Origin of the sequence: Sulfitobacter sp. (assembly GCF_039977885.1) — a bacterium.
Taxonomy (GTDB): Bacteria; Pseudomonadota; Alphaproteobacteria; order Rhodobacterales; family Rhodobacteraceae; genus Sulfitobacter.
Window position 1 is genome coordinate 115,776 of sequence record NZ_JBDWCI010000020.1, and the last position, 17,749, is coordinate 133,524.

Annotated in this window: 19 protein-coding genes; 4 read left to right on the plus strand and 15 right to left on the minus strand. The window is 56.7% G+C overall.

Features of this window, described 5'->3' with window-relative positions; all coding sequences use genetic code 11:
* Nucleotides 1–73 precede the first annotated feature (73 nt).
* Nucleotides 74–529 (minus strand): Lrp/AsnC family transcriptional regulator, encoded by a 456-nt coding sequence (locus ABJM03_RS14205; protein ID WP_348418506.1) that lies wholly within the window; start codon nucleotides 527–529, stop codon nucleotides 74–76.
* A 138-nt stretch (nucleotides 530–667) separates the two neighbouring features.
* Here ABJM03_RS14205 and ald point away from each other — a divergent pair, with 138 nt between their 5' ends.
* Complete coding sequence (ald, locus tag ABJM03_RS14210) at nucleotides 668–1,786, plus strand: alanine dehydrogenase (protein WP_348418507.1); 1,119 nt, start codon at nucleotides 668–670, stop codon at nucleotides 1,784–1,786.
* Between the two features lie 62 nt (nucleotides 1,787–1,848).
* Here the strand turns inward: ald and mscL are convergent, their stop codons facing one another.
* The 11 genes from mscL to pyk form a co-directional block, all read right to left on the minus strand.
* Entirely contained in the window at nucleotides 1,849–2,217 is a 369-nt protein-coding gene (mscL, locus tag ABJM03_RS14215) for a large conductance mechanosensitive channel protein MscL (protein WP_348418508.1), read from the minus strand.
* Nucleotides 2,218–2,456: 239 nt separating this feature from the next.
* A complete protein-coding gene (locus tag ABJM03_RS14220; protein ID WP_348418509.1) occupies nucleotides 2,457–2,903 on the minus strand; it encodes a YtoQ family protein in 447 nt (148 codons plus the stop codon).
* Nucleotides 2,904–3,002: 99 nt separating this feature from the next.
* A complete protein-coding gene (gene pheT / locus ABJM03_RS14225; RefSeq protein WP_348418510.1) occupies nucleotides 3,003–5,402 on the minus strand; it encodes a phenylalanine--tRNA ligase subunit beta in 2,400 nt (799 codons plus the stop codon).
* 66 nt (nucleotides 5,403–5,468) lie between these two features.
* Nucleotides 5,469–6,266 (minus strand): polyhydroxybutyrate depolymerase, encoded by a 798-nt coding sequence (locus tag ABJM03_RS14230; RefSeq protein WP_348418511.1) that lies wholly within the window; start codon nucleotides 6,264–6,266, stop codon nucleotides 5,469–5,471.
* Nucleotides 6,267–6,556: 290 nt separating this feature from the next.
* Nucleotides 6,557–7,027, minus strand: coding sequence for a hypothetical protein (locus ABJM03_RS14235; RefSeq protein WP_348418512.1), 471 nt, complete (start codon nucleotides 7,025–7,027; stop codon nucleotides 6,557–6,559).
* A gap of 142 nt (nucleotides 7,028–7,169) precedes the next feature.
* Nucleotides 7,170–8,243, minus strand: coding sequence for a phenylalanine--tRNA ligase subunit alpha (gene pheS / locus ABJM03_RS14240; RefSeq protein ID WP_348418513.1), 1,074 nt, complete (start codon nucleotides 8,241–8,243; stop codon nucleotides 7,170–7,172).
* An 89-nt stretch (nucleotides 8,244–8,332) separates the two neighbouring features.
* Nucleotides 8,333–9,415, minus strand: coding sequence for a Hint domain-containing protein (locus ABJM03_RS14245; RefSeq protein ID WP_348418514.1), 1,083 nt, complete (start codon nucleotides 9,413–9,415; stop codon nucleotides 8,333–8,335).
* Nucleotides 9,416–9,585: 170 nt separating this feature from the next.
* Nucleotides 9,586–9,951, minus strand: a complete 366-nt coding sequence (gene rplT / locus ABJM03_RS14250) for a 50S ribosomal protein L20 (protein ID WP_348418515.1) — start codon at nucleotides 9,949–9,951, stop codon at nucleotides 9,586–9,588.
* 11 nt (nucleotides 9,952–9,962) lie between these two features.
* Nucleotides 9,963–10,163, minus strand: a complete 201-nt coding sequence (rpmI, locus tag ABJM03_RS14255) for a 50S ribosomal protein L35 (RefSeq protein WP_348418516.1) — start codon at nucleotides 10,161–10,163, stop codon at nucleotides 9,963–9,965.
* 131 nt (nucleotides 10,164–10,294) lie between these two features.
* The gene (locus tag ABJM03_RS14260; protein ID WP_348418517.1) at nucleotides 10,295–10,519 is read right to left on the minus strand and encodes a hypothetical protein; all 225 of its coding nucleotides are present in this window, start codon (nucleotides 10,517–10,519) and stop codon (nucleotides 10,295–10,297) included.
* A gap of 32 nt (nucleotides 10,520–10,551) precedes the next feature.
* A complete protein-coding gene (gene pyk / locus ABJM03_RS14265) occupies nucleotides 10,552–11,997 on the minus strand; it encodes a pyruvate kinase (RefSeq protein WP_348418518.1) in 1,446 nt (481 codons plus the stop codon).
* A gap of 195 nt (nucleotides 11,998–12,192) precedes the next feature.
* Here pyk and ABJM03_RS14270 point away from each other — a divergent pair, with 195 nt between their 5' ends.
* Both ABJM03_RS14270 and ABJM03_RS14275 read left to right on the plus strand, forming a co-directional pair.
* Nucleotides 12,193–12,510, plus strand: coding sequence for a DUF1244 domain-containing protein (locus ABJM03_RS14270; protein WP_348418519.1), 318 nt, complete (start codon nucleotides 12,193–12,195; stop codon nucleotides 12,508–12,510).
* 148 nt (nucleotides 12,511–12,658) lie between these two features.
* A complete protein-coding gene (locus tag ABJM03_RS14275) occupies nucleotides 12,659–13,558 on the plus strand; it encodes a calcium-binding protein (RefSeq protein ID WP_348418520.1) in 900 nt (299 codons plus the stop codon).
* A 56-nt stretch (nucleotides 13,559–13,614) separates the two neighbouring features.
* Here ABJM03_RS14275 and ABJM03_RS14280 read toward each other — a convergent pair whose 3' ends face one another.
* The 3 genes from ABJM03_RS14280 to dgcN form a co-directional block, all read right to left on the minus strand.
* The gene (locus tag ABJM03_RS14280; protein WP_348418521.1) at nucleotides 13,615–14,475 is read right to left on the minus strand and encodes a D-amino-acid transaminase; all 861 of its coding nucleotides are present in this window, start codon (nucleotides 14,473–14,475) and stop codon (nucleotides 13,615–13,617) included.
* Between the two features lie 7 nt (nucleotides 14,476–14,482).
* Nucleotides 14,483–15,448: an N-acetyl-D-Glu racemase DgcA gene (dgcA, locus tag ABJM03_RS14285; RefSeq protein ID WP_348418522.1), complete on the minus strand. Its 966-nt coding sequence runs from the start codon at nucleotides 15,446–15,448 to the stop codon at nucleotides 14,483–14,485.
* Nucleotides 15,449–15,533: 85 nt separating this feature from the next.
* On the minus strand, nucleotides 15,534–16,535 hold the full coding sequence (gene dgcN / locus ABJM03_RS14290) for an N-acetyltransferase DgcN (protein WP_348418523.1): 1,002 nt from the start codon (nucleotides 16,533–16,535) through the stop codon (nucleotides 15,534–15,536).
* Between the two features lie 240 nt (nucleotides 16,536–16,775).
* Between dgcN and ABJM03_RS14295 the strand changes: the two genes are divergently transcribed.
* Nucleotides 16,776–17,735 (plus strand): L-malyl-CoA/beta-methylmalyl-CoA lyase, encoded by a 960-nt coding sequence (locus ABJM03_RS14295; protein WP_348418524.1) that lies wholly within the window; start codon nucleotides 16,776–16,778, stop codon nucleotides 17,733–17,735.
* Nucleotides 17,736–17,749 lie beyond the last annotated feature (14 nt).

Sequence of the window (17,749 nt, forward strand, 5' to 3'; positions counted from 1 at the left end):
TGGCACAATAGAAAAAGCCACATTGCGCATAAAGCAAGAAGCTGCTTTGCCGCAACTAGTACTTTTATGGCTTCTACACAGGCAAAGCCGTTGTTTTGCAGACTGTGCGCAAGGAAAAACTTGACTGCATACCTTGCACGCCCGGAAGTCGCGCCAGAAACTGGCGGTGGATGCGTGCGAAATCTTCGGTGTCTTCGGCCACCACCTTAAGCAGGTAATCCGCCGTGCCGGCCATCAAATGGCATTCCAGCACATCGGGGATCCGGTTCACGCCACGCTCGAACGCCTCAAGCACTTCATCGGCCTGCCCTGATAGCGTGATCTCGACAAATACAGTCGTAGGCACGCCCAGCTTGCGCGCATCCAGCAACGCGACATAATCGCTGATATACCCTTCGGCCTCCAGTCGCTGCACACGGCGGTGGCAGGCGGAAGGCGACAGGTTGACCTGTTCGGACAGCTCTGCGTTTGACATTCTTCCGCGCCGTTGCAACGCAACAAGCAATTTCCGGTCGATACTATCCAGCATGAGCGCAATACCTTTGCAAGGTTTTCAAAATCTACGCAAGACTATCCTGAGCTTAACGCTTTTGGCGAGAGTAATTCGCCACAAAATTCAGGGCAACAGGCGTAATATGTCAGGCATCATTGGAGGAGGAAACAGTCAATGAAAATCGGTTGCCCAAAAGAGATCAAACCACAGGAATTTCGTGTCGGCATGACACCCAACGCAGCCTATGAAGCTGTCAAACACGGCCATGAGGTTGTCATTGAGGCCAACGCCGGTAGCGGCGCGGGGTTTGAGGATGCCGATTACATCGCCGCCGGTGCCACAATCCTCGGTACTGCCGCAGAGGTATTTGCCGCTGCCGACATGATCGTCAAAGTGAAAGAGCCGCAAGCCGCTGAACGCAAGATGCTGCGCGAGGGACAGATTTTGTTCACCTATCTGCACCTTGCTCCGGACCCCGAACAAACGAACGACCTGATGGCCTCGGGCGCGACATGCATCGCTTATGAAACAGTAACAGATGCCGCAGGCGGCTTGCCGTTATTGGCCCCCATGTCCGAAGTCGCAGGACGTCTTGCACCCCAGGTCGGAGCATGGACGCTGCAAAAGGCGAATGGCGGGCGCGGAGTGTTGATGGGCGGCGTCCCCGGCGTTGGTCCTGCGCGAGTGGTGGTGATTGGTGGCGGCGTTGTCGGCACCCATGCAGCACGGGTTGCAGCAGGGATGGGTGCGGATGTGACCGTGCTGGACCGCTCGCTTTCACGGATGCGCTATCTTGATGATGTCTTTGGCCGCGAATTCAAGACCAGCTTTGCCTCTGCCGGCAACACGATCGAACTGGCCCGCGCAGCCGATCTGATCATCGGGGCGGTCCTGATCCCCGGCGCTGCCGCACCAAAGTTGATCAGTCGCGCACAGCTGGCCGAACTCAAACCCGGCGCAGCCCTCGTAGATGTCGCGATTGACCAAGGCGGTTGTTTCGAAACATCCCGCGCCACCACCCATCAGGATCCGATCTATGACGTGGACGGGATCATGCATTATTGCGTGGCCAACATGCCCGGCGCTGTGGCGCGCACCGCGACCATCGCACTTGGTAACGCGACCATGCCATTCATGCTGGCACTGGCAGACAAAGGGTGGAAGCAGGCCTGTACAGATGATCCCCACCTGCTGAACGGGCTGAATGTACATGCGGGGCAGCTGACATATTTCGCTGTCGGTAAGGCCTTGGGCATTGATGTTCTCTCACCCCAGCTGGCGCTAAAGGCATAAGCCAACCTGCAACGCAAAAGGCCCGCCAGATTGGCGGGCCTTTCTCATCCAATGAAGGATAGTTACTTCTTCAAAGCAGCCAGAATTTCTGCCAACAGCTCTTCTTGTGTCGGGCCGGCAGGAGCAGCTTCTACCACTGGCTCTGGGCCTTTTGCTTTGTTCACTGCCTTTACCAGCATGAACACAACAAATGCGATGATCAGGAAGTTGATGACCGCCATGATGAAGTTACCGTAGGTGAAGGTTGCTTCGCCAACGGAGGCTTCCAGACCAGCAAAGTCTACGCCGCCCATGAACAGGCCGATGATCGGGTTGATGATGTCAGCAACCAGTGAGCCAACGATCGCCGTGAACGCTGCACCGATGATGATACCAACAGCCATGTCCATGACGTTGCCCTTGGCGATGAAGTCTTTAAATTCGTTAAGCATTGTTTCGTCCCTATGTTTATGTACCGGCCACATGGGTCCCACCCGCTTAGCCGTTAAGACCCGATAACATGCGCGTGAGCGAAAAACAGCTTGTTTCTATGGGGAAAAGACATGAAATTGCGGCATTTCGCACGAAAGCGGCGGATCACTTGCACGTTAGGGTTTAGATGCGCCGTCTGAAAAGTTGATTTTGAGAACCTGAGCAGGAACTCCCCCCTACGCAGCATCCGCATAAAATCTCACTCAGGCAGATGCGAGGTAAGTACATATCGCAGGATATCGACCACCTGATGCGGCTCACGGGCGACAGCCAAGGCAGCGGCATCAACTTCCTTAAGTGCATGGGCATGGTCCGGGCCGTGCAAAATAATCAGGGATTTACCAAGTGCGGCGGCAAAGCCTGCATCAAAGGCCGCATTCCATTGCCTGTACTGCTCACCAAAGCGCACAACGACAATGTCAGCATCCTCGATACCTTTACGGGTGCGGATCGCGTTGATCTGTGCCCCCTTGCGGTCGTGCCAGAACTTATCAGCCTCATCGCCCAGTATCGCCACACCGCAATCATCACTGGCAGCGTGGTTGGTCACCGGACCGGAAAAGACCACATCCAGCCCCTGCGCGCCCTGCGTGATCTGCTCGCGCCAGTCAGTGTGGATTTCCCCCGACAGATAAACTTTCAGCATCTCGCATCCCCTCAGATTCAGTATACGCCCGATCAGCACCTAGAGCGTCAAAGCGTGCTGTCCAGACACCCGCAGCGCCGCGGGTGTCCGGGTTAGTGGTCAGCCTCGCAGCACACCACCGGTCGCTTTGGTCACATTGGCAATGACCTTGGCCCCGACGGCTTCGATGTCAGCATCCTTGAGCGTCGCCTCGACCGGTTGCAAACGCACTGTCAGCGCCAGAGATTTCTTGCCCTCTCCCAAGCTGCCGCCAATAAATTCGTCGAACACACGCACATCTTCGATCAAAGTCTTGTCTGCGCCCATCGCCGCATTGACCAACGTCAGCGCTTCGATCTCGGCATCGACCACAAAGGCAAAATCACGCTCGACCGCCTGCAAATCACTAATCCGCAGCGCGGGGCGTGTGGCCCCTGCCTTACGTTTCATCGGCACTTCGCCGGGCCAAAGCGTAAAGGCCATCACAGGCCCTTTTACGTCCATCGCCGCCAGAATGCGCGGATGGACTTCGCCATAGATGCCCAGAACCTTTTTCGGGCCAAGGCAGATCTTACCATGACGGCCCGGGTGCCACGTATCATCAGCGCCGCGCAGGATCTGCACCTTCGCAGGGGCCCCCATCGCCGCAAGCACGGCCTCGGCATCGGCTTTCACGTCGAATACATCTACATCACGCGCAGCGCCCAATACGTCCTTGGGTCCGGTCCGTCCGACCAGCAAACCGGTGACCAGCATGTGCTGCTCCCCGGGCTCGCCACCGTGAAACGCAGGTCCGACCTCAAACAGCGCCATATCGGCAAATCCGCGTGCCTGATTACGCGCAGCCGCCTGTAACAGGCCGGGCAGCAAGGAAGGTCGCATATGGCTCATGTCATTGCTGATCGGGTTCTCAAGCCGCGTGGCATCCGTTCCGCCGCCAAACAGCGCGGCCGAGGGTTGATCGATAAAGCTGTAGGTCACACATTCGTGGTAGCCAAGCGCGGCCACAGTACGGCGCGCGGCCACTTCGCGGCGCTGCATCGGTGACATGATCGGACGCGGCACGCCTGTGGTCAGACGCGGCAACGGACGACCTTCGAGCTTTGTCAGCGAGGCGATCCGCGCGACTTCCTCAACAAGGTCTGCCTCGCCCTGCACATCGGGGCGCCAGCTGGGCACATGGGCCATATCACCGTCCAACTGGAACCCGAGCGCCGTCAACGACTGGCGCTGCGTTGATTCGGGAATATCCATCCCCACCAGGGAAATCACCCGCTTGGCATCCAGACGGTAGGCACGGCTCGTGTCGGGAACCTGCCCTGCAACCACAACCTCCGAGGCCTCGCCGCCCGCGTGATCAAGGATCATCTGCGTCGCGTGTTCGATCCCGTATGGCGTCCATGCAGCGTCAATCCCGCGCTCGAAGCGATAGCGGGCGTCCGAATTAATTTTAAGCGCACGCCCAGTGTAGGCCGTCCGTACCGGATCAAAATAAGCGGATTCGACGAAGACATTTACTGTCTCCTCGCTCACCCCTGACGCAGCACCGCCCATGACACCGCCAAGGCTTTCGACGCCATTGGCGTCGGAAATTACGGTCATCCCCGCGAGCAGGTTGTATTCTTTTTCGTCCAGAGCGGCAAAGGTCTCACCCCCGGTTGCCCGATGCACACGCAGGGCATTGCCTGCGATCTTATCCGCGTCAAAGACGTGCAGCGGGCGGTTGCGATCAAAAGTGAAGAAGTTGGTCACATCAACAAGGAAGCTGATCGGGCGCAGGCCGATCGCGCGCAGCTTGTCTTGCAACCATGCGGGGCTTGGGCCGTTTTTCACACCGCGAATAACGCGCCCATAGAAAACGGGACATTGTTCAAGCGTGTCGTCATCAATGGTCACACTCACAGGGCAATCAAACGTGCCCTCTACACCGCCGACATCGCGCGCTTTCAGCTTACCCAAACCGCGCGCGGCCAGATCGCGTGCGATCCCGCGCACACCAAGGGCGTCAGGCCGGTTCGGCGTAATCGCGATCTCGATGACGGGATCAACCTTGGAAGGATCGTTCTGGGCCAACCAATCGGTAAAGCTTTCGCCGACCTCGCCGGAGGGCAGTTCGATAATACCGTCGTGTTCCTCGGACAGCTCCAGCTCACGCTCGGACGCCATCATGCCAAAGCTCTCGATGCCGCGGATTTTGCCGACACCAATTGTAGTATCAATACCCGGCACGTAAACGCCCGGCTTGGCCACAACCACGGTGATCCCTTCACGCGCATTGGGCGCGCCGCAGATGATCTGTTGCAGCCCCTCATCCGTCTCAACCTGACAGACCCGCAAACGGTCCGCATCAGGATGCTTTTCGGCGGATTTCACAAAACCAAGCGTGAAATCACGCAGGCGCGCGCCACGGTCCTCGACCCCCTCAACTTCAAGACCAAGATCGGTCAGGGCATAGGTGATCTCATCCAGTGAGGCGGTCGTGTCGAGGTGCTCTTTGAGCCAGGAAAGTGTGAATTTCATCGCGGGCGTCCTTTGGGCGGCGTTTGGCGTTTGGGTAACGCCAATTGCCGCCCTTTTCAACGCGTTTCACGGATAACGCGGTGCGCGCCCCTCAAGCTGGTCAATCTGCCAACCCAACCAGCCGCGCGGAATGAAATGACCCGCATCATGCAGGTCCAGAACAACCCTGCCCCCGTCACAGTCCCATTCGGTGCGGTTAAAGTCGCGTTTGCCCGTGATATTGTATGTCGAGGTCCCTGTCGGCGCGCCGCAGTCATATTTTTCCCGCCACAGGGCCACAGGGTAGGTCGTATCGCCCCCCGGTCCCATTGGGAAATCCATCACGTTATCCTTCAACCCATGCACATGGCGCGCCTCGCGCGGCGCGGTGGCGCATTCGGTGTCTTGCGGCAAACTACCCCCCACAGCGAGCAGCGCCGCGACACCTTCCCCGTTGTCACAGACATAACGCCACGCCATCGCACCACCAAATGAATAGCCCGAGATATAGATACGGTCGCGGTCAATCGGGAAATGTTTCGCCGCGTCTTCGATCACCGCAGCGGCAAAGCTGACGTCCTTGCTGCCCTCGGCCCAAAAATCCCAGGTCCGGTTCACCCCGTTAGGGGCCAGCAACAGCACACCACGGCTGCGCGTATGGCCAGCGATGCGTTCATGTTTGACGATCAAATCCCCCTGCCGGCCCCAGCCGTGGAAATGCAGCAAGACAGGAAGCGGCGTTTTGCCATCCCAATCATCAGGCGCACGAAAATGATAAGAGCGGTCACCAAGGTCGCAAGCGACCTCATTCCCGCAGTCGGATTTCCACGGGCCCATGGCAGGGAGAAGGAGAAGGGCGAAGAAGAGCGTGATAAGTTTTTTCATGAAAGCGACGATAGCTTCTCCCGCAGGAGTGTCACCTCACATTACATTGAATTGGGCTAGATTATTCTGAGCCCATACTGGTCAGGGCCTAAGTGATCTCATCGGCCAAAGCCGTGGTGTCGCGGCGCTCTTTGAGCTAGAAGAGTATGAATTTCATAGCCGGTGGCCTTACGGGCTATTGGGCGTTTTGGTAGCGCTTCATTGCTTAGATTTCAACTTGCTCGGCGGTAAAGCTGAAGTGCATCTCAAAAAGGAAAATGAAACCCTAAATCCATCAGCTCTAATTTTGGTTATACTAAAAACGCAAAATTCAAGACCACGACGCATGCTGTTATATTAAAAATATTATTGGAGATGCGCAGTCTGGCTTCTTTCTTCAGAGCATCTTCAATCAACGCTACCTGCAATTCACGCCCTCTAATTGAAGATGCGTTTTTTGAAGAAATAACTGTTCTATAGTGATGTTGTCCTAAGTGATTTGCGCCCAAAAATCCTCCAAACAGAGTTGAAGCAAGGAAACCCATTGCAAAAAAGAGAACTGCTCGCCCCCCAACACTATGCCCTGTCAGTGGTAACAGAACACCAATGAGAAACGGCAGAGCAAATATTGCAATTACCAGCACGACAGCATTTTTGGCCTCCGATTTCTTCAAAATCCCAAGCAGGATGTCATGTTCTTCCGGTAAAAGTATCATTCCAGAAGGAACAAAATTTAAGTTCGTCACTCTTGGGTAGTGAAGTTGCGCACATGGCTGCTTCATCCGCGCATACGCTGAGAGCCGCGTTTTCAACAAAAAAAGCGATCTGATCTTGCAGTCCGTATCTCTTTTCGACCGCCTAAGAAAATCCACCAGACCCCCAGTACCAGCCCTAATCCAAAAAGGTCCTCGGAGAGTTCGGCGATCACCTGCTCAGACCACCATGCAGGTTCGGCTGATCCAAGCTGGCAAAGCCATAATGCCGCAGCCAGCGCAGGTCGCTGTCAAAGAAGGCGCGCAAATCGGGGATGCCGTATTTCAACATCGCAATCCGGTCGATGCCCATGCCAAAGGCAAAGCCCTGCCAAATGTCAGGGTCGATCCCGCCTGCGGCCAGTACTTTGGGGTGCACCATGCCAGAGCCAAGGACTTCCATCCAGCCGTCACCCTCACCGATGCGCAATTGGCCGTCGACCCATGAGCATTGAATATCCACCTCGGCCGATGGCTCGGTGAAGGGGAAGTGGGACGCGCGGAAACGGGTTTTGATGCCGTCGATCTCGAAGAACGCCGAGAAGAATTCCTCAAGCACCCATTTGAGATTCGCCATCGAGATGTCCTTGTCGATGGCAAGGCCTTCAACCTGATGGAACATCGGCGTGTGGGTCTGGTCGTAATCGGCGCGGTAAACACCGCCGGGGCAGATGATGCGCAGCGGCGCGCCCTCGGCCTCCATCGTGCGGATTTGCACGGGGCTGGTGTGCGTGCGCAGCACGTGCGGCGGGCGCTCGTCACCTTCCGCGCGGGCCATATAGAATGTGTCCATCTCGGCGCGCGCAGGGTGGTGGCCGGGGATGTTAAGCGCGTCAAAGTTATACCAATCGGTATCAATGCGCGGACCTTCCGCAACACGAAAGCCCATATCAGCAAAGATAGCTGTCAGTTCCTCGGTGACTTGGGACACGGGGTGCAGCGTACCAGCAGGCCGCACGCGGGAAGGCAACGTCACATCCAGCCACTCACTGCGCAGGCGTTCATCCAGCGCGGCATCGCCCAGCGCCGCCTTTTTCGCGGCCAAAGCCGAATTAATTTCATCTTTGAGCGCGTTCAGCGCGGGGCCGACGGCCTGACGCTCTTCCGGTGTCATTTTGCCCAGCTTGCGCATTTCCAGCGCCACTTCGCCCTTTTTGCCAACGGCCGCGAGGCGGATATCTTCCAGCGCAGCTTCGTCGCCAGCGTTTGCAATCTGGCTGAGGTATTTTTGTTTAAGATCATCCATGTCACACACGCCCTTTAGAATATGAACGTGTGCTAGCAGAACCGCTGCCAAAAGCAACCCAGCATCAATTTGTGATTGGCGCACGCCGCTTAGACCTGCGCGCTTGCCCCCATCATTGCCGCCTCTTGGCCTGTACAAATGCGTCGTGCGGACCGGCCATAGCCCCCCGCCCCCCTCGCCAGCTCGGGAAACAGGCTTTGCAACTCATCGCGCACAAGTGCCGCGCTCGCATCAAGGATATAATCCCCCGGGAGAAAGCTTTCGCTGAGGACTCCTTGGGTCTGGACGATCTGATGATCGTCAAACAGCAGATGAACATATGTCACCCAAGCACAAGGCGCGGGCCTTATGGTGTCATCGTTGATCAAATCTTTGGCCGCGATCAGCACCTCATCCGCACCGAACAGCAGCTCGGCACGCCAACCGCCCAGCAGTATGCGGTGCCGCGGCGACACAAGAACGTCTGCTTGCGCGCCTAATGTGCCTTTGCGGATGCAAACCGGGGCGTGCACACCGTGGCCCGAAACCCTGCGCACCCCGATCCAACGAATACGTTGCGGCCCCTGGTCCAGGGTCGTGACCAGATCACCTTCGGCAAGCGTTTCGATCAAACGGGGGCCATCGGGCGTCTCGACCATTGTGCCAGCCGTAAAGCAGGCCACGCCTGTATCCCCTTCGGAAATCGATTCAAAAACTGCTGTCTCGGGGTTTGGTTGATTGAATTGGATAGAGGTTGTGGTGCTATTGGCACTTGCCGGCGGTTGCAGGTTCTCTGACACGGCACCTGCGGCGGCCCCTGACAGGGCGGTAATATTTTGCGTCCCTCCGCCGATGTCATAAAAATCTATGACCTCGGGCGCGTCTGGCCCTGTTTGGGTCAGGGCATAAGCCTCGAAGTTCCCCGAACCACTACCGTCTGGATCGGTCAACAGGAGTGGAAGATTATCGGCGGAAAGGGTATAGATGACTTCGCCATTGTCGGGGTCAACATTCACCGTAACGCGCGGATCATCCAATGTGACCTCTAACCCCAGCGTACCATTTGCCTCGTAGAAGGATACGGTAAAATTCGCAGGGTCATCGTTTGGCCCAAGGGCAACTTCCAAAAACTCCGCCACGCCAGAGCTGTTGGCGAGCGCGTTTGAATAATGCAGTTCACTGATACGTGCCATCGGGGCATCCCATTCTAACCGGATGCAGGTTAACGCGAGATGCAGGGCCAGAATGTGTGCAATCTAAGGCTAATTGAGGCATTAACGATTTATTAGCACATTACCTCAGCCCATAGAAAAAGCCGCCCTCGGTCGGGAGCGGCTTTCAAATCACTACATCTTATCGGGGCTTAGGCCGCCAAAGATGCCTGCGCCTGCTTTACAATCGCAGCAAAGCTTTCGGGCTCGTTCACGGCCAGATCAGCCAGAACTTTGCGGTCTACTTCGATACCGGCAAGGTTCAGGCCATTGATGAAGCGCGAATATGTCAGCTCCGCATCATGTGCACGCACGGCCGCGTTGATCCGCTGGATCCACAATGCGCGGAAGTTGCGCTTGCGATTCTTGCGGTCGCGGGTTGCGTATTGGTTGGCCTTATCGACGGCCTGGCGTGCGACCTTAAAGGTATTCTTGCGGCGGCCATAATAACCTTTGGCTGCTTTGACGACCTTACGGTGACGGGCGTGGGTGACTGTACCACCTTTTGTACGGGACATATCAGCTCTCCTTAGCGGTCGTAGGGCATGAAGCCCTTGATGATCTTGGCGTCTGGCGCGGACAAAGTTGTCGTGCCACGTGCGTTACGGATGAATTTCTTCGTCCGCTTGATCATACCGTGCTGTTTCCCGGCCTGGGCGCTGATCACTTTACCAGTCGCCGAAACCTTGAAGCGCTTTTTGGCGCTCGATTTCGTCTTCATCTTGGGCATTTCTGTCTCCTATAGTCTACAGTTTGTGCGCGACTCGGCATGCCACTCGAGGCCGGCCACGCAGGAATGAAACTGGGCTATAGGATGCAGCGCGCCATAACGCAAGAGCAGATATAAAGCGCTGTCGGGCACTATGGCATATAACGCGCAATGACGTTCACAAACACATCCGGCATCTGCTCGAAGGTGTAGCCACCCGGCTTGCCCTGTACCGCAAACAAGATCAGCCCCCCTGCGATCAGTATTGTGATCGCAGAGGCGCGCGGGGCGCGTTTATCCGACAAGGCAGATAGAATAGACGGAACCGAAAACCCGGCGAGAATAATACCAATTACAAGCGCAAGATCGGCATCCATAGCGACCCTCCAAAGTTGTATTTTTTCAAATACTACTCTGGATCGGAGGAAACAATCAAACGTTCATCGCAAGGGGCTACGCGCAAAATATTGGTACTCCCCGGTACGTTGAACGGTACGCCGGCCGTCACCACGACAAAATCTTTCTCGGTGGCAAAGCCTTCATCACGGGCGGCACGTGCCGCGCTGATCACCGCCAGCTTGAAACGGTCCAGCTCTTCGGTGATGACGCAGTTACACCCCCAGCTCAACGCAAGACGGCGCGCCGTTCCTTTTAGCGGGGTCAGCGCGATGATCGGCACACGAGGCCGTTCCCGCGCAGTGAGAAGTGCAGTAGTGCCGGAATGCGTAAAGCAGCAGATCGCCTTCACGTCGGTGGTTTCGGCGATTTCGCGCGCCGCAGCGACCATCGCATCAGCAATCCCCGAGTGGGCCTGCGTACGGCTGGCTTCGATGATTTGTGTATAGGTCGGATCACCTTCCACCTCGATGGCGACGTTATCCATGGTTGTCACCGCCTCGATGGGATAGCTGCCCGCAGCCGATTCCGCAGACAACATGACCGCATCCGCACCCTCATAAATCGCCGTCGCCACGTCCGACACTTCGGCACGGGTTGGCATCGGGCTTTCGATCATGCTTTCAAGCATTTGGGTTGCGACGATCACCGGCTTGCCCACTGCGCGGCATTTGCGCACCAGACGCTTCTGGATCGGCGGCACAGCAGACACAGGCAGCTCAACCCCAAGGTCGCCGCGCGCCACCATGATGCCGTCGCTCACCTTCAGGATATCATCAAAACGTTCGACCGCGGACGGCTTTTCGATTTTTGACAACAGCGATGCACGGCCTTTTGCCAGCACGCGCGCTTCCTCGACATCCTCGGGGCGCTGCACAAAGCTCAGCGCGAGCCAGTCCACACCCAGCTCACAAACGAATTCCAAATCGGCACGGTCTTTATCGCTGAGCGCGGCAAGCGGAAGGATCACATCAGGAACGTTCACGCCCTTGCGGTTAGAAATCGTGCCGCCAATGACCACTTCGCAATCGGCGTAATCCTTGCCAAAGCTTTTCACTTTCAGCCGGATCTTACCATCGTTCACCAGCAGCGACGCGCCTTCTTCCAAGACCTCGAAAATTTCGGGGTGAGGCAGACAAACGCGGCTCGCATCCCCCAGCGCCTCATCCAGATCAAGACGGAAGTTCGCACCGGGCACCAGCTCTTCGCTATCGTTTGCGAATGCGCCAACGCGCAGCTTGGGCCCTTGCAAATCGGCAAGAATACCAATGGTCGAACCTGTTTCCTCTTCGGCGGCACGGATCATCGCATGGCGGGCGCGAATTTCTTCATGGGAGCCATGGCTCATGTTCAGACGGAATACATCTGCACCGGCGACATGCAGCGCCGTTAGCATCTCTTTGGTGTCCGAAGCAGGTCCAAGCGTGGCCACGATTTTCACATTGCGCTGACGTCTCATATGGATGTTCCCTTGCTTCCGTTTCCTAAAATCATCAAAGCCCGCCACGGAATGTTAGCGGTCACATCCCCTGTCTACTGCTTGTTTGCCCTAACTTGAAGCCAAAAACAGTTTCAATATCATGACAGCTCAAACCATATAACTTGACCACCCCGTCCCGCGCCCTCATTTATTAAATAACCAACAGGAGCCGTCATGACCCAACCCAGCCAACAAGAGATCGAATTGCAAGCCGCCGCGTTCCGCCGTTTGCAGCAGCATCTGATGCAGGACCGCACGGATGTGCAAAACATCGACATGATGAACCTTGCCGGTTTTTGCCGCAACTGCCTGTCGCGCTGGTATCAAGAAGCCGCCGCCGAACGGGGGATCGAGATCGGCAAGATGGAAGCGCGCGAGCTGTTTTACGGCATGACCATGGACGAATGGAAAGCCAACTATCAGACCGATGCCAGCGGCGCACAGCAAGAAGCCTTCAAAACCGCCTTTGAAGAAAACGTCACCAAAGGGTAATGCCCTGCCGCGCCACCCCATACAGCCTTGTCCATTAAGACAGCACTCTGTACGCGTCACATAAACCAATTCCCGCCCCAGTTGCGCCACAATTCCGCACTAAAACCGTTCAAATATTTACATTTAAAGACAAAAACATAGGAAACTTATGCTTGGGCTACTACTCATTCCCGCTTTGCTAGGGATCGCTCTGATCGTCGATTCCGACGACAACGATGACGATAACGAAAACAACACTGCCGTTGTGGATGAAGATGATCAAGCCACCGGCGAAAGCATCGAAACAGAGCTTACTCTCGCAGACGACAGCTTTGAGGGCACTGGCGCCAACGACCGTATTGCTGACACGGATACAAGTACCTTCATTGATGGTGGTGCGGGCAGTGACTTTATTCAGGGATTTGGCGGTCAGGACACCATCGAAGGCGGCACAGGGGATGACACGATCTTTGCCGGCGACGGGGACGACCTAGCCTCGGGTAACGCAGGCGACGATCGCGTCTTTCTAGGCGACGGCGATGATTCCTACACACCCGAATTTGACGAGACAGCCGACATCGGAGACGACTTTATCCGCGGCGGTGCGGGTGATGATGAAATCATCGATTTCAATGGCAGCAATACAATCTTCGGCGACGGCGGTAACGATATCATCGCGACCTTCGGCACTGACGGCAATCTTGACCCTTCCGACACTGTTGTTGGCGGCGCGGGCGATGATGCATTCCTCGCCGACAACGCCGATGTGCTGACAGGGGGCGAAGGTGAAGACGTATTCGGTGTGCTTGATCCTGCAAACGTCGATACAGACGCGGTAGTGATCACCGACTTCAACACTGACGAAGACACGTTGGTTGCCTTTGTGGCCGAAGCGGATCAATCCTCCGAGGAGATCCAGTTCGAGTTTGACGAAGATGAAAATGTACTGCGCGCACTGTGGCGCGGAGATGAATTGGCTACGCTGAACGGGCTGACCCTTGCGGACGCTGCCAACATCGAAACCTTTGTGATCGACGCCGAAGACCTTATTCAGGCAGGCGTTGTCTGATAACAATCGCCCCCTTCCGCACTTGATGTGCGAAGGGGGCAATCAAGAACCAACTGTTAGACAGCCGCCTTGCGCATCTCTTCGAGGTAGATTTCGCGCAACCGCAACGCCACCTTGCCCGGCACACCTTCACCAAGGCTTACACCGTCGATCTCGACCACTGGCATGACAAATGCGCTGGCCGATGTCGTAAAGGCTTCATCCGCCTTTTGCGCTTCATCAATGGTAAAGGAGCGCTCCTCGACTTCCATCTGCGCCTCACGGGCAAACCGCAAAACCGCCGCACGGGTGATGCCATGCAGGATTTCCGTGCCCAGATGGCGTGTGATGATCTTGTTGCCTTTGACGATATAGGCGTTGTTCGAGGTACCTTCGGTTACCATGCCGTCCTCGATCATCCATGCATCATCACAACCTGCCTTTTTGGCCATCATCTTACCCATTGATGGATAAAGAAGCTGCACGGTTTTAATGTCACGACGGCCCCAGCGGATGTCATCAATGCTGATAATCTTTGCGCCTTTTTTGGCGGCGGGGTTGTCAGCAAGACCCGGCTTGTTCTGGGTAAACAAAACAATCGTGGGCATAGTGGTTTCGGGATCAGGGAAGGCAAAATCACGATCGCCGTCCGAACCGCGCGTAATCTGGAGATAGATCAAACCCTCGTCGATTCCGTTTGCGCGCACCAACTCGCGGTGGACCTCCAACAGGTCTTCCTTGCTGATCGGGTTACGCATATCCAGCTCACCCAGCGAGCGTTCAAGCCGAACAGCGTGACCGTCAAAATCGATCAACTTGCCATCCAGAACCGAGGTAACTTCATACACCCCGTCCGCCATCAGAAACCCGCGATCAAAGATCGAAATCGTGGCTTCGTTCTCCGGCATATACTGCCCGTTCACGTATACTGTCCGCATCGTCGTATTATCCCCAAAGCGCGCGCATGGGCGGATGCACCCCGGCGCTGTCAAATGTCAAAGCTGCCTCACGGTCTTCGGCCAACAAGAGAGGCCCGTCAAGGTCTACGACCTTTGCCCCCTGCGCCACCAGAACCGCCGGTGCCATCGCCAGTGACGAGCCGACCATGCAGCCCACCATCACGTCATAGCCCTGCGCCAAGGCCTCAGCGCGTAGCGCCAGCGCCTCGGTCAGCCCACCTGTTTTGTCCAGCTTGATGTTCACAACATCATATTTGCCCTTAAGACCCGCAAGGCTGGCGCGGTCATGGCAGCTCTCATCCGCGCAAACCGGCACAGGGCGCTTCATACCGATCAGCGCGTCATCGTCCCCGGCGGGCAAAGGTTGCTCAACCAGCGCCACACCAAGGCGCACCAGATGGGGGGCCAGATCGGCATAGACCTCAGCCGACCAACCCTCATTCGCGTCCACGATGATGGTACTTTTCGGCGCACCCGCGCGCACAGCCTCTAGACGCGGCATATCGTCGGGCGTGCCCAGCTTGATCTTGAGCAGCGGGCGAAATGCATGCTCTGCCGCCTGCGCCTGCATCTTTTCCGGCGTATCGAGCGACAGCGTGTAGGCCGTGACTTCCGGCTTTAGCGGCGCAAGCCCCGCCAACTGCCACGCAGGCGTGCCAGATTGTTTCGCCTCCAGATCCCAAAGCGCGCAATCAACTGCGTTGCGCGCGGCACCGGCGGGCAAAAGATCATATAGGGCCGCCCGTGTAAGCGTGGCAGGCAGCCCCTCGATTTCAGCAGTCACGCTCTCTAGCGTCTCATCATAGCGGGCATAGGGCACACATTCCCCCCAGCCCGTCACACCACCTTCGGTGATCCGCACAGTAAGCACTTTTGCCTCTGTGCGTGATCCGCGAGAAATCGTGAATACCTGCGCCAGACGGAATACATCCGCCGTCACTTCAATCTGCATAGGTCCCTTTCAAGCACAGGCCAAATGCGCCTGCGCCTTGCTATTTATCTATCCAACATTGCGCAGAGCGTGCCTGCGCACCAGATCAAATTGCGGCGAGCGCCTCGGCCAAACGCTCCGCACCATGGCGGAACGGGTCAACCGCTGGCAGGCCCATCTCGGCCTCAACCTTTGCCAGATAGGCAACCGCTTCCTCTTCGGACAAATGCTGGGTGTTGACCGCAATGCCAGCCACCACACAATCAGGATTCGCGACCTGCGCCAGCGTCAGCGCCATATCGCGGATTGCTGACATGGGGGGAACTTTGTAACCCGGCAAACCGCGCATGTGGTCGCGCGTCGGCTCGTGGCAGATGATCAGTGCATCCGGCTGGCCGCCATGGATCAGCGCCATCGTCACACCGGAATAGCTCACGTGGTACAGGCTGCCCTGCCCCTCGATCACATCCCAATGGTCAGGGTCATTGTCAGGCGTCAGCCACTCAACCGAACCGGCCATAAAATCCGCAACCACCGCATCCAACGGCACGCCATCGCCGGTGATCAAAATGCCCGTCTGGCCTGTCGCGCGGAACGTGCTTTTCATGCCCCGTGCGCGCATTGCTGTATCCAGCGCCAGCGCAGTGTACATTTTACCAACTGAACAGTCTGTGCCCACGGCCAGCACCCGCTTGCCTTTGCGCTTCACACCGCTTGCGATCGGATACTCGACGGTAGGGATACGCACATCGTGCAGGGTGCGCCCGTGTTCTTGTGCAGCGGCGACCAGATCGGCCTCTTCGCTCAGCAGGTTATGCAGGCCCGACGCCAGATCATAGCCCATAGCAAGCGCCGAAATGAGCACTTCTTTCCACGCCTGCGAAATAACGCCACCACGGTTGGCAACGCCGATCACCAGCGTTTTCGCACCCGCGGCCTTAGCACCCGCCAGCGTCATATCCGTCAACCCGACATCGGCCTTACAGCCGTCCATCCGAAGCTGCCCTACAGCGTTATCGGGACGCCAGTCCTTGATCCCTTGCGCGACCTTGGCCGACAATTGATCGGGGGCATCGCCCAAGAACAGCAAATAAGGGGTCTGGATCATGTCGCGAATCTCCGTGAGGTGTGTTTTTCACAGATTGCGATATTTCACCTGCAATTCAATCGCGTCTGCGCGCACCTCCTGCATAACTGAACAAAATTCTTCGGATATTTATCAAATATGCAGGAAATTCTTGCAACGCTTCGAATATGCGTGTGCAAAATACCCTTGCGACCCAATGAGTAATTTTATAACCAAAAATAGACAACTTTTGACACTTTATGTCCCAAAGGAATTCCCCACATGAGCTTTCGCCTACAGCCAACGCCGCCTGCCCGCCCGAACCGCTGCCAATTATTTGGCCCCGGCTCAAACACCAAACTATTCCCAAAAATGGCCAGTTCGGCGGCGGATGTAGTGAATCTTGACCTAGAAGACAGCGTGGCCCCCAGCGACAAGGACTTGGCCCGCGCCAACATAATCGAGGCGATCAACACCCTCGACTGGGGGACCAAGACTGTGTCTGTTCGGATCAACAGCCTCGATACGCCCTATTGGTACCGCGATGTGGTCGACCTGCTTGAACAGACCTCCGAGCGGTTGGACATGATCATGATTCCCAAAGTCGGCTGCGCGGCGGATGTTTATGCCGTTGATGCGCTCGTCAGCGCGATTGAAGCCGCCAAAGGCCGCACCAAACGCATCGCCCTTGAGGTGATCATCGAAAGCGCGGCAGGCATCGCCCATGTGGAAGAGATTGCCGCCGCCTCACCGCGCCTTGAAGCGATGAGCCTTGGTGCCGCGGATTTCGCGGCCTCTATGGGGATGCAGACGACAGGCATCGGCGGCACACAGGAAGACTACTATATGCTGCGGGAAGGCACCAAATACTGGTCCGACCCATGGCACTGGGCGCAAACCGCGATTGTCGCGGCCTGCCGGACCCATGGCATCCTGCCCGTGGATGGCCCGTTTGGCGATTTCTCGGATGATGAAGGATGCCGGGCACAAGCGCGCCGTTCGGCTACGTTGGGCATGGTGGGCAAATGGGCGATCCACCCCAAGCAGATCGCCATCAGCAACGAAGTCTTTACCCCCTCCGAGGCTGCCGTTGCCGAAGCCCGCGAAATTCTTGCCGCGATGGAACAGGCCAAGGCAAATGGCGAAGGTGCAACAGTCTATAAAGGGCGCTTGGTCGATATCGCCTCAATCAAACAGGCCGAAGTCATCGTCCGCCAATCCGAAATGATTGCAGCCTCATAAGCCCGATAAAGACG

Excerpts from the sequence above, each read along its gene's own strand:
- ABJM03_RS14260 (WP_348418517.1), bottom strand. The coding sequence starts at position 10,519 with ATGGATGCCGATCTTGCGCTTGTAATTGGTATTATTCTCGCCGGGTTT.
- ABJM03_RS14235 (WP_348418512.1), bottom strand. The coding sequence starts at position 7,027 with ATGAAGCAGCCATGTGCGCAACTTCACTACCCAAGAGTGACGAACTTA.
- ABJM03_RS14275 (WP_348418520.1), top strand. The coding sequence starts at position 12,659 with ATGCTTGGGCTACTACTCATTCCCGCTTTGCTAGGGATCGCTCTGATC.
- mscL (WP_348418508.1), bottom strand. The coding sequence starts at position 2,217 with ATGCTTAACGAATTTAAAGACTTCATCGCCAAGGGCAACGTCATGGAC.
- dgcN (WP_348418523.1), bottom strand. The coding sequence starts at position 16,535 with ATGATCCAGACCCCTTATTTGCTGTTCTTGGGCGATGCCCCCGATCAA.
- rpmI (WP_348418516.1), bottom strand. The coding sequence starts at position 10,163 with ATGCCCAAGATGAAGACGAAATCGAGCGCCAAAAAGCGCTTCAAGGTT.
- ABJM03_RS14205 (WP_348418506.1), bottom strand. The coding sequence starts at position 529 with ATGCTGGATAGTATCGACCGGAAATTGCTTGTTGCGTTGCAACGGCGC.
- ABJM03_RS14280 (WP_348418521.1), bottom strand. The coding sequence starts at position 14,475 with ATGCGGACAGTATACGTGAACGGGCAGTATATGCCGGAGAACGAAGCC.
- pyk (WP_348418518.1), bottom strand. The coding sequence starts at position 11,997 with ATGAGACGTCAGCGCAATGTGAAAATCGTGGCCACGCTTGGACCTGCT.
- pheS (WP_348418513.1), bottom strand. The coding sequence starts at position 8,243 with ATGGATGATCTTAAACAAAAATACCTCAGCCAGATTGCAAACGCTGGC.
- ABJM03_RS14270 (WP_348418519.1), top strand. The coding sequence starts at position 12,193 with ATGACCCAACCCAGCCAACAAGAGATCGAATTGCAAGCCGCCGCGTTC.
- ald (WP_348418507.1), top strand. The coding sequence starts at position 668 with ATGAAAATCGGTTGCCCAAAAGAGATCAAACCACAGGAATTTCGTGTC.
- ABJM03_RS14220 (WP_348418509.1), bottom strand. The coding sequence starts at position 2,903 with ATGCTGAAAGTTTATCTGTCGGGGGAAATCCACACTGACTGGCGCGAG.
- ABJM03_RS14295 (WP_348418524.1), top strand. The coding sequence starts at position 16,776 with ATGAGCTTTCGCCTACAGCCAACGCCGCCTGCCCGCCCGAACCGCTGC.
- ABJM03_RS14245 (WP_348418514.1), bottom strand. The coding sequence starts at position 9,415 with ATGGCACGTATCAGTGAACTGCATTATTCAAACGCGCTCGCCAACAGC.
- dgcA (WP_348418522.1), bottom strand. The coding sequence starts at position 15,448 with ATGCAGATTGAAGTGACGGCGGATGTATTCCGTCTGGCGCAGGTATTC.
- pheT (WP_348418510.1), bottom strand. The coding sequence starts at position 5,402 with ATGAAATTCACACTTTCCTGGCTCAAAGAGCACCTCGACACGACCGCC.
- ABJM03_RS14230 (WP_348418511.1), bottom strand. The coding sequence starts at position 6,266 with ATGAAAAAACTTATCACGCTCTTCTTCGCCCTTCTCCTTCTCCCTGCC.
- rplT (WP_348418515.1), bottom strand. The coding sequence starts at position 9,951 with ATGTCCCGTACAAAAGGTGGTACAGTCACCCACGCCCGTCACCGTAAG.